General features: G+C 73.3%; 12 protein-coding genes. 1 reads left to right on the top strand and 11 read right to left on the bottom strand.

Annotated elements, in window-relative coordinates:
* Window positions 1-110 precede the first annotated feature (110 nt).
* Together modA and E1289_RS33840 are read right to left on the bottom strand one after the other, a co-directional pair.
* Entirely contained in the window at window positions 111-881 is a 771-nt protein-coding gene (gene modA / locus E1289_RS33835) for a molybdate ABC transporter substrate-binding protein (RefSeq protein ID WP_131987612.1), read from the bottom strand.
* Window positions 882-899: 18 nt separating this feature from the next.
* Entirely contained in the window at window positions 900-1,307 is a 408-nt protein-coding gene (locus E1289_RS33840; protein WP_131987614.1) for a helix-turn-helix domain-containing protein, read from the bottom strand.
* Between the two features lie 240 nt (window positions 1,308-1,547).
* On the opposite strand from E1289_RS33840, the gene E1289_RS33845 reads away from it, so the two are divergent.
* Window positions 1,548-2,171 (top strand): hypothetical protein, encoded by a 624-nt coding sequence (locus E1289_RS33845; RefSeq protein WP_131987616.1) that lies wholly within the window; start codon window positions 1,548-1,550, stop codon window positions 2,169-2,171.
* 38 nt (window positions 2,172-2,209) lie between these two features.
* Here E1289_RS33845 and E1289_RS33850 read toward each other — a convergent pair whose 3' ends face one another.
* The 9 genes from E1289_RS33850 to E1289_RS38610 all read right to left on the bottom strand — a co-directional run bounded on the left by E1289_RS33850 (window position 2,210) and on the right by E1289_RS38610 (window position 9,299).
* The gene (locus E1289_RS33850; RefSeq protein WP_131987618.1) at window positions 2,210-2,413 is read right to left on the bottom strand and encodes a hypothetical protein; all 204 of its coding nucleotides are present in this window, start codon (window positions 2,411-2,413) and stop codon (window positions 2,210-2,212) included.
* 171 nt (window positions 2,414-2,584) lie between these two features.
* Window positions 2,585-3,955 carry a ribosome biogenesis GTPase Der gene (der, locus tag E1289_RS33855; protein WP_243713327.1) on the bottom strand — a complete coding sequence of 457 codons (1,371 nt, stop codon included), beginning with the start codon at window positions 3,953-3,955 and terminating at the stop codon, window positions 2,585-2,587.
* 50 nt (window positions 3,956-4,005) lie between these two features.
* Window positions 4,006-4,668 carry a (d)CMP kinase gene (gene cmk / locus E1289_RS33860; protein ID WP_243713325.1) on the bottom strand — a complete coding sequence of 221 codons (663 nt, stop codon included), beginning with the start codon at window positions 4,666-4,668 and terminating at the stop codon, window positions 4,006-4,008.
* A 147-nt stretch (window positions 4,669-4,815) separates the two neighbouring features.
* A complete protein-coding gene (locus E1289_RS33865; RefSeq protein WP_279488424.1) occupies window positions 4,816-5,907 on the bottom strand; it encodes a prephenate dehydrogenase in 1,092 nt (363 codons plus the stop codon).
* A 64-nt stretch (window positions 5,908-5,971) separates the two neighbouring features.
* Window positions 5,972-6,334 (bottom strand): chorismate mutase, encoded by a 363-nt coding sequence (gene aroH / locus E1289_RS33870; protein ID WP_131987622.1) that lies wholly within the window; start codon window positions 6,332-6,334, stop codon window positions 5,972-5,974.
* Window positions 6,335-6,361: 27 nt separating this feature from the next.
* Window positions 6,362-7,093, bottom strand: a complete 732-nt coding sequence (locus E1289_RS33875; RefSeq protein WP_131987624.1) for a pseudouridine synthase — start codon at window positions 7,091-7,093, stop codon at window positions 6,362-6,364.
* Window positions 7,090-7,665: an SMC-Scp complex subunit ScpB gene (gene scpB, locus E1289_RS33880; protein WP_131987626.1), complete on the bottom strand. Its 576-nt coding sequence runs from the start codon at window positions 7,663-7,665 to the stop codon at window positions 7,090-7,092. The genes E1289_RS33875 and scpB overlap by 4 nt, the downstream gene beginning before the upstream one ends.
* Complete coding sequence (locus E1289_RS33885; RefSeq protein ID WP_243713326.1) at window positions 7,658-8,617, bottom strand: segregation/condensation protein A; 960 nt, start codon at window positions 8,615-8,617, stop codon at window positions 7,658-7,660. Before E1289_RS33885 ends, scpB begins: the two co-directional genes overlap by 8 nt.
* Before the next feature lie 148 nt (window positions 8,618-8,765).
* The gene (locus tag E1289_RS38610; protein WP_165970717.1) at window positions 8,766-9,299 is read right to left on the bottom strand and encodes a hypothetical protein; all 534 of its coding nucleotides are present in this window, start codon (window positions 9,297-9,299) and stop codon (window positions 8,766-8,768) included.
* Window positions 9,300-9,416 lie beyond the last annotated feature (117 nt).

Genomic DNA, 9,416 nt, shown 5'->3' on the forward strand with positions numbered 1-9,416 from the left:
CCTCCGAGGGGGGACGACCCCCCGCACCCCCCGGAGCGCCTTCGGCGGCTGCGCACCCCTTCGAGGGGGGACGACCCCCCGCACCCCCCGAAGCGCCTTCGGCGCCCTTTTCATGGCACCTCGAAGCCCGCCCGACTCAGCGCCGCCCTGCCCTGCGCTCCCACCACCAGTTGGATGAACTCCTTGGCGAGTGCGGGGTGCGGAGCTTCGGCGACCTCGACGATCGGGTAGTCGTTGAGGGCCTGCGCAACCTCGGGGAACCCGATCCCCTTGACCTTGTCCCCCGCAGCCTGGGCGTCGGTGCGGTAGACGATCCCCGCGTCTGCCTCTCCGATGCCGACCTTGGTGAGGACGGCCTTGACGTCCTGTTCCCGAGACACCGGCTCGACCTCCACCCCGGCCGCGTCGAGAGCCTTCTCCGCCGCGGCACCGCAGGGCACCTGGACGGCGCACAGCACGACCTTGAGGCCCGCCTTGGACAGATCGCCGGCCGATTCCACCGCGCCGGGGTCGTCCTTCGGGACGGCGATGACCAGGCGGTTCCGGGTGAACACCCGCGGCTGCCCGGCCGCGTCGCCCGCGTCCGTGACCGTCGCCATCGTGGCGGGACTGGCGGCCGCGAAGACGTCCACCGGCGCGCCCTGCGTGATCTGCCGCGCGAGGGTCGAGCTGCCGGCGAAGTTGAACCTGACCCGCACACCGGGATGCGCACCCTCGAACGCCTTGCCGAGCTCGGTGAACACCTCCGTGAGCGACGCCGCCGCGAACACCGTCAGCGTCTCGCCGCCGCGCGTGCCCGACGAGGCCCCGTCACCGACGCCGCCGCATCCGGACACGGCCAGGAGCAGCACGGAGACCGCCGCCAGTACCCGCTTGAACATGTGCTGCTCCCCCCGGGGTCAGGACGGCTCGGCCACTTCGACGACGACGTTGGTCGACTTCACGACCGCCTCGGCGACCACGCCCACCTCCAAGGCGAGATCGTCCGCCGCCTCGCGGCTCATGAGCGACACCACCCGGAACGGCCCGGCCTGGATCTCGACCTGCGCCATCACCCCGTCGCGCACGACCTCGGTCACGATGCCCCGCAGCCGGTTGCGCGCCGAGGAGAACCGCTCACCCTGGTCGGACGGCACGGCACCGCGCGCCTGCTCGCGTACGAAGGCGGCGAGTTCGGCGCCCGGCACCAGCCGGTGCCCGTGCTCGTCGCGCGCCGCGGGGAGGCGGCCACCGTCCACCCAGCGGCGGACGGTGTCCGCACTGACCCCCAGCAGCGCGGCCGCCTCACTGATCCGGAACGTCGTCACACCGCCCAGCCTACCGTTCCGCAGATACGAGTTCTAGACCGCTCCATATCCAGCAGATGCGAGAGTTGCTGTTTCGAATACTCGCAGATGCGAGAGCGGCCGCGATCGTGTCCGCGAGATCGGCCGCCTTCGTGGTGATCTCCGCGTTCATGGGGCGGCCTTTCCCGGCTGTGTGGAGTGGACTGCTCCGGGTATTGGGTGCTGCAAAGAGAATCCCCCGCCCGGTCAGGAGGAATGATCATGACTGGGAACATGCGCGCACCACGCACCCGGGGCCTGCTCAGCGGGACGCTGCTGGTGCTGCTCGGCCTGTGGGGCGGGCTGCTGCCCTTCGCCGGCCCGTACTTCGGCTTCGGCTTCGCGCCGGACGAGACGTGGGTCTACGACACCGACCGGCTCCAGCTCAGCATCGCCCCCGCGGCGGCCGTCGTGCTGGGCGGCCTGATCGTGCTCGCGGGCGCCAACCGCGTGTTCGCGATGTTCGGCGCCTGGCTCGCCGCGCTCGGCGGCGCCTGGTTCGCCGTCGGGCACACCGTCGCCGCGCTGTGGGACACCTCGGGTGTCGGCGCCCCGCTCGGGACGGGCGAGGGCCAGCGCATCGCCGAGCAGCTCGCCGGGTTCACTGGGCTCGGCGTCGTCATCGCGTTCCTCGCCGGCCTGGCGCTCGGCCGCTTCGCCGTGGTCGGTGCCAGGGAGGCCGCACGGGAGTCCGTGGAGCCGCACGAATCGGAACGGTCGGGTTCGGGCACCACGCAGCCGCTGGTGTACGGACGCTACGCGCGGGAGAACCCGCCCGGCGAGGCACCGTATCCGCCGCGGCACGGCGACCAGCCGGTCGCAGGCGAGCAGCGCTACGACCGCTGAAGGACGCACGCACGTCCGGCCCCGGCCGGCTGTAGCGGCTACCGGTCGTGCCTGCGCATGTTGCGGACGGACTTGGTCGTCTCGTAGCTGCCGCGCTCGTCGTCGAGTCGCACGTCGTCGCGGTCGGTGAACATGGCCACGAAGGCGATCAGGAGACCGACGCCGCCGATCCACGGTTCCCGCCACACGAAGCTCAGCGCCACGCAGACGACCGCGCAGGAGATCAGCAGCAAGAGCTTCACGTCGCACCCCTCGACCGCTCCCCGATGCCCGGACGCCCCGGTCACCGGCCATGCACCACTCGCGGGATCAGCGAGTAATGGAAGACTTACTCGCTGCCCGCAGGATGCATACTGGCATGCCGCGGCCCGCCCGGGAAAGATCCCGGGCGGGCCGAACGGCGAATATTTCCGCTACTTGCGGTTCTTGCCGCGCTTCTCGCGGATCTTCATGCTGATGTCGAGGGGCGTCCCGGCGAAGCCGAACTCCTCGCGCAGCCGCCGCTCGATGAACCGCCGGTACCCCTCCTCCAGGAACCCGGAGGTGAACAGCACGAACCGCGGGGGCCGCACCCCCGCCTGCGTCGCGAACAGCACGCGCGGCTGCTTGCCGCCGCGCACCGGATGCGGGTGCGCGTTCACCAGGTTGGCGAAGAACTGGTTCAGCTTGGAGGTGGGGACGCGGGTGCCCCAGCCCTCCAGGGCCGTCTCGATCGCCGGCACGAGCTTCTCCATGTGCCGCCCGGTCTTGGCGGATATGTTCACGCGCGGTGCCCACCGCGCGTTGTGGAGCTGCCGGTCGATCTCCCGTTCGAGGTAGTGGCGGCGCTCCTCGTCCAGCAGGTCCCACTTGTTGTAGGCGACGACGAGCGACCGGCCCGACTCGATCACCAGCGAGATGATCCGCAGGTCCTGCTCGGCGAGCGGCTGGTCGGCGTCCACCAGCACGACCGCGACCTCGGCGCGCTCCAGCGCCGACCGGGTGCGCAGCGTCGCGTAGAAGTCGGCGCCCTGGTTCTCCCGGTGCCGCCGCCGAATGCCGGCCGTGTCGATGAACCGCCAGGTCTTACCGCCGAGCTCGATCAGCTCGTCGACGGGGTCGCGGGTCGTGCCCGCCACCGCGTCCACGACGGCCCGCTCCTCCCCCGCCAGCTTGTTCAGCAGGCTCGACTTGCCGACGTTCGGGCGCCCGAGCAGCGCGACCCGGCGCGGCCCGCCCGGCTCACCGAACGTCTCCGGCGGGGCCTCCGCCGGCAGCGCCGCCAGCACCGCGTCGAGCAGGTCGCCGCTGCCGCGCCCGTGCAGGGCGCTGACCGGGTGCGGCTCGCCGATGCCGAGCGACCACAACAGCGCCGCGTCGGACTCGGCGGCCACGCCGTCGACCTTGTTCGCGACCAGCACCACCGGCTTGCCGGACCGGCGCAGGATCTCCACCACGGCCTCGTCCACGTCGGTGGCGCCGACGGTCGCGTCCACGACGAACAGCACGACGTCCGCCAGCTCGACCGCCAGCCGCGCCTGCTCGGCGATCGCCGCCGCCAGCCCGGTGGAGTCGGGCAGCCACCCGCCGGTGTCGACGACGGTGAACCGGCGCCCGCTCCACGTCGCGTCGTAGGCGACGCGGTCGCGGGTCACGCCGGGGACGTCCTCCACGACGGCCTCGCGGCGGCCGAGGATCCGGTTGACGAGGGTGGACTTGCCGACGTTCGGCCGCCCCACCACCGCCACGACCGGCGCGGGTCCCTCGTCCTCGGGGACGTCCTCGACGACGTCCACCGTCTCGATCTCGTAATCGCTCACTGTCCCGTCTCCGCGGGGGCCGTCAGGCCGCCCGCTCACTCATGCTCTTTGGCGAGCCGCACGATCGTCTCGACGACCTCGCTGAGGCTCAGCTCCGTCGAGTCGATCTCGTGCGCGTCCCCCGCCCTGGTCAGCGGGGACGCCTTCCGGGTGGAGTCCAGCCGGTCACGCCGCGCCTGCTCGGCCCGCGTGACGGTCACCGTGGCCCCCGGATCGGCCGCGAGGTCCTTCGCGCGGCGCGCCGCGCGCGTCTCCTCGCTGGCGGTCAGGAACACCTTCACCGGCGCGTCCGGGGCGACGACCGTACCGATGTCGCGCCCCTCCACCACGATGCCGCCGGCCCCGATGATCTCGCGCTGCAGCTCGACGAGCCGGGCGCGGACCGCCGGGACGGAGCTGACGGCGCTGACCGCGTTCGTCACCTCGCGGGTGCGGATCGGCGCGGACACGTCCGTCCCGTCCACCGTGATCGTCGGCGCCTCCGGGTCGGTGCCGGACTCGATGACCGGTTCGAGCGCGCGGGCCGCGACGGCTGCGCCGTCCTCGACCGGAACGCCGTTGTCGAGCATCCACCACGTCATGGCGCGGTACATCGCGCCGGTGTCCAGGTAGCGGAGGCCGAGGGCGCGGGCGACGCCCTTGGACGCGCTGGACTTGCCCGACCCGGACGGTCCGTCCATGGCGATGACGAGCGGCACGATCGCTCCCTCTCTGTTCCGTTGGAGCGCCCTCCGGCGCGAGGCCGCGGGCGGGCCGGTCGGCACTCGTCGCCGCGCCGGCGCGCGGGTTCCCCCGGACGGGCCCCGGCGAACCAGGCTACCGTTCCGCGTCCACTCCCCGGGCCGCTAGCCGGGCACCGACCAGCCCCGGGCGCGCAGCTCGGCGGCGAGCCGCTCGGCCGCCTCCGGCACCACCGACAGCTCCAGCACGCCGAGCGGGCGGCCCGGCGAATGCTCGATCGTCACGTCCTCGATGTTGACGCCCGCGATCCCCGCCGCCTGGAAGATCATCGCGAGTTCGCCGGGACGGTCCGGGATGACCACCTGGACGGTCGCGTAGGCGGGCTGGTCCCCGCCGTGCTTGCCGGGGATGCGGGAACGGCCCGCGTTCCCGCGCAGCAGCAGGTCCGCCACGTGGGCGGCGGCCTCCTCGCTGCCGTCGCGCAGCAGCGACGCCGCCACCGCCAGGTCGGTCGCGACGGCCTCCAGCACGTCCGCGACCGGCGCGGAGTTCGCCGACAGGATCCCGATCCACAGCCGCGGGTCGCTGGCCGCGATCCGGGTGACGTCGCGGACGCCCTGCCCGGCGAGCCCGAGCGCCGTGTCGTCCGCACCGGTGAGGCGGGCGGCGACCGCCGCCGACACCACGTGCGGGCCGTGCGAGACCAGGGCGACGGCCCGGTCGTGCTCGGCGGCGTCCACCTCCACCGGCATCCCGCCGCACGCCCTCACCAGGCCCGTGACGGCCGCGACGGTCTCCGGCGTCGCCTCCGGCGGCGCGCACAGCGCCCACGGGCGGCCGAGGAACAGGTCCGCGCGGGCCGCTCCCGGCCCCGACCGCTCCCTGCCCGCGAGGGGGTGTCCCGCCACGAACGTCGTCAGGTCGCAGCCCAGCTCGGCGGCCTGCGCCAGCGGCAGCGCCTTCACGCTCGCCACGTCGGTGTAGGCGGTGGCGAGGCCGCGCTTCTGCGCGTCCAGCAGCGTCACCGCCACCGCCGCCGGCGGCACCGCGAGCACCGCCAGGTCGGCGGGCCCGGCGCCCGCCTCGTCCGGCAGCCGGTCACCGGCGCCGAGCTCGACCGCCATCGCCAGCGCGGCCGCGTCCCGGTCGGTCAGCAGCACCTGGGCGCCCTGGTCCCGCATGGCCAGGGCGATCGACGTCCCGATCAGCCCCGTCCCGACCACGATAAGGCGCCGCGCCGCCGCGTCCTCAATCACGCCGGTCAGCCTACTGCTCCCCGGCCACTGCTCCCCGACGCCTGCGCCGGGTCACCGGGGCGGGTCACTGGGCGATGTCGAGGCGCAGCGCCGTCGCGCCGCGCAGGTACACGTGCTGGACGCCGGAGCGGGGCCGGGACGTCTCGATGTGGGCCATCAGCCGGATCACCCGGGGCAGCGCCCCCGGCACGGCGATCTCCGACGCGCACAGCAGCGGCACCTCGTGGAAGCCGAGCTTGCGGGCGGCGAGCGCCGGGAACTCGGCCGTGAGGTCCGGCGTGGTGGTGAAGATGACGCTGATGACGTCGTCGGTGCTCAGCTCGTTGCGGGTCATCACCGCGGAGACGAGCTCCGTCGTCGCCTCCAGGATCTGGTCCCGGTCGTCGGCGTCGACCTGCGTCGCGCCCCGGACCGCGCGTACCGTCACAGCCGTCCCCCTCCTCGTGCCGCCGGTCTACAGCCCCACGGCCTTGTACAGGTCACCGACCTCGTGGACGGTCAGCGCCCGCATCGTGCCCGGCTTCAGCGAACCCAGCCTGATCGGCCCGAACTCTATTCGGGCGAGCTGCTGGACCGGGAAACCGACCTCCTTCAGCAGCCGCCGCACGATGTGCTTGCGCCCCTCGTGCAGGGTGATCTCGACCAGCACACGCCTGCCGACCTGGTCGAACACCCGGAACCTGTCGGCCTTGGCGGGCCCGTCGTCCAGCGTCACGCCGGCCCGCAGCCGCTTTCCGAGGTCGCGGGGGATCGGCCCGTGGATCTCGGCCAGGTAGGTCTTGGCGACGCCGAAGCTGGGGTGGGTGAGGCGGTGCGACAGCTCGCCGTCGTTGGTGAGCAGGATCAGGCCCTCGGTGTCGGTGTCCAGGCGGCCGACGTGGAACAGCCGCTCGGGCACGTCGACGTACTCGGCGAGGGACTTGCGTCCCCGCTCGTCCGCCATCGTGCTCACCACCCCGCGGGGCTTGTTGATGGCGTAGTAGCGCATCTCGGCGCGGGTCTCGACGCGCTTGCCGTCCACGTGGATGACGGCGCGCCGGGGGTCGACGCGCTCACCGAACCGGAACACCTTCTTCCCGTCGACGGTGACGCGGCCCTCGCCGATCAGCTCCTCGCAGTGGCGGCGGCTGCCGATCCCGGCCTCGGCCAGGACCTTCTGCAGCCGCACGCCCTCGTTGTCGGTCACGTGTCCTCAACTATGTCGTCGGGCAGGTCATCGGGCAGGAAGGGGGCGAGCTCGGGCAGCTCGTCGAGGTCGCGGAGCCCGAGCCGCTCCAGGAAGTACCCGGTGGTGCGGTACAGGTGGGCCTGCGAGTCGGGGTCCTGCCCGGCGTCCTCGATCAGGCCGCGCAGCGTCAGGGTGCGGATCACCCCGTCGCTGTTGACGCCGCGGATCGCCGACACGCGGGCGCGGCTGACCGGCTGCCGGTAGGCGACGACGGCGAGCGTCTCCAGCGCGGCCTGGGTGAGCCGCGCCTGCTGCCCGTCGGTGACGAAGCGCTCCACGACCGGGGCGCACACGTCCCGGGTGTAGAACCGCCAGCCGCCCGCGACCTCCCTGAGGTCGAACCCGCGGCCCTGCTCAGTGTATTCCGCGGCCAGCTCCCGCAGCGTCCCGGCGACCTCGCCGCGGGGCCGTTCCAGCAGCTGCGCGAGCGTCATCTCGGTGACCGGCTCGTCCACCACCAGCAGGATCGCCTCGATGGAGGCCCGCAGCCCCGGAAGCTCCGGCGCCTCCGCGCCGGGTTCCTCAGTCATCGCCACCCTCGTCCCTCTGCTCCTTCTCGTCCTTCTTCGCGGCGCCGTCCGTCCCGGCGTCGCGCGTCTCGGCGTCGTTCTTGTCGGCGTCGTCCTTGTCCTTGTCGGCGTCGTCCTTCTTGGCGACGCCCTCGTAGTCGTCGCCGACCTCGACCTCGCCCTCGTCGGTACCGGTCCAGGTGATGTGCAGCTCGCCGAGGGGCTCCAGCTGCTCGAACATGACGTTCTGGTCCCGGTAGAGCTCCAGCAGCGCCAGGAACCGCGCGACCACCTCGTAGGTGCCCTCGGCGTCCGAAGCGAGGACGCGGAACGTCGTGTTCCGGAGCCGGCGCAGCCGCTCCACGACGATCGCGGCCTGCTCGGTGACGCTGGCCTTCGGCTGGTAGATGTGCTCGACGGAGACCGACGGCGCCTCCCGGGGCGTGAAGGCCCTGGCGGCGAGGCGGGCGAACTCCTCGGGCCCGAGCCCGAGCAGCACCTCCGGCAGCAGGTTCGCGAACCGCGGCTCCATCGGGACGACGCGCGGGAACCGGCGGCTCGCGTCGGCGATCCGCCCGGCGAACACCTTCGCGACCTCCTTGTAGGCGCGGTACTGCAGCAGCCGCGCGAACAGCAGGTCGCGGGCCTCCAGCAGGGCCAGGTCCTCCTCGTCGTCGACCTCGCCGGACGGCAGCAGCCGGGCGGCCTTCAGGTCCAGCAGGGTCGCGGCGACGAGCAGGAAGTGGCTGGCCTGGTCGAGGTCCCAGTCGCGGCCGTAGGAGTGGATGTGCGCGATGAAGTCGTCGGTGACCTTGTGCAGCGACACCTCGGTGATGTCGAGCTTGTGCTTGGAGATCAGCCCGAGCAGCAGGTCGAACGGCCCCTCGAAGTTGTCGAGGTGGACGCGGAACCCATGCTCCTCCCCGGGTTCCGGCTGGGGCTGCCGCCCCGGCTCCGGCGACGTCTCGTCCACGTCGCTCACGGTAGCGGAGGTCACCTCCCGCGCTGTGCTCACCGGCCACATCGTCCCACGCGCCCGGCACCGCTCGCACCGCGCCGCCCGCACGGCCCGCACCGCGGCGCCGCCGGTCACGAGCGGTGCCGGTGCGGCCCCGGGCGCCCTACCGGCCGGTCATCCGGCGCACGAGGTCCTCGGCCCCCGCCCGGTCGAAGTCGCCGCTGATCATCACCTCGCCGCCGGTGATCGGGCCCTGCACCATCGGAGCGGAGATGACGGTCCCGCCGACGATCATCGCGATGAGCCTGCCGCCGGTCTCCGCGGGCCGCCCGGCGGCCTCGCCGGTCAGCCGCCCGAACTCCGCGCCGTCGGCCGGGGTCAGTTCCAGCTGTACGGTCCAGCCGACGTGGCTGTTCTCCGGCCCCGGCAGCGTCGCCTCGATGCGCTCCACCCGCTCGACCGTCATGCGCTCCGGGCCGAGCCGGAAGCAGGTGGTGCCCTCGCCGTCCGGGACGGTCCCGGACGCGCAGGGCCCCGCGGACTGCTCCGCCACGAGCTGGAACGTCAGCGGCTCGCGCAGGACGACCGGACCCCGCGGGCCCTCGCCGCCGTTACCGCCGTCATCGCGGACGGCCAGGAACACGGCGACGCCCGCCAGCAGCAGCCCGAACGTCAGGAGGCCGACGACGATCACCACGCGCCCGCCCCCGCCGCGCGGAGGCGGATCTCCGGGCCCCGGCGGCGGGAACGCGGCGAAGGGCGGCCCTGCCGGCGGTGGCGGCGGTCCGGGAGGCGGCGGAGGCGGTCCCGGTGG

The organism is Actinomadura sp. 6K520 (assembly GCF_004349245.1).
GTDB lineage: Bacteria > Actinomycetota > Actinomycetes > Streptosporangiales > Streptosporangiaceae > Spirillospora.

Bases quoted from the DNA above. Each gene is read 5' to 3' on its own strand.
- E1289_RS33845 (WP_131987616.1), top strand. From the start codon at position 1,548: ATGACTGGGAACATGCGCGCACCACGCACCCGGGGCCTGCTCAGCGGG.
- modA (WP_131987612.1), bottom strand. From the start codon at position 881: ATGTTCAAGCGGGTACTGGCGGCGGTCTCCGTGCTGCTCCTGGCCGTG.
- scpB (WP_131987626.1), bottom strand. From the start codon at position 7,665: ATGACTGAGGAACCCGGCGCGGAGGCGCCGGAGCTTCCGGGGCTGCGG.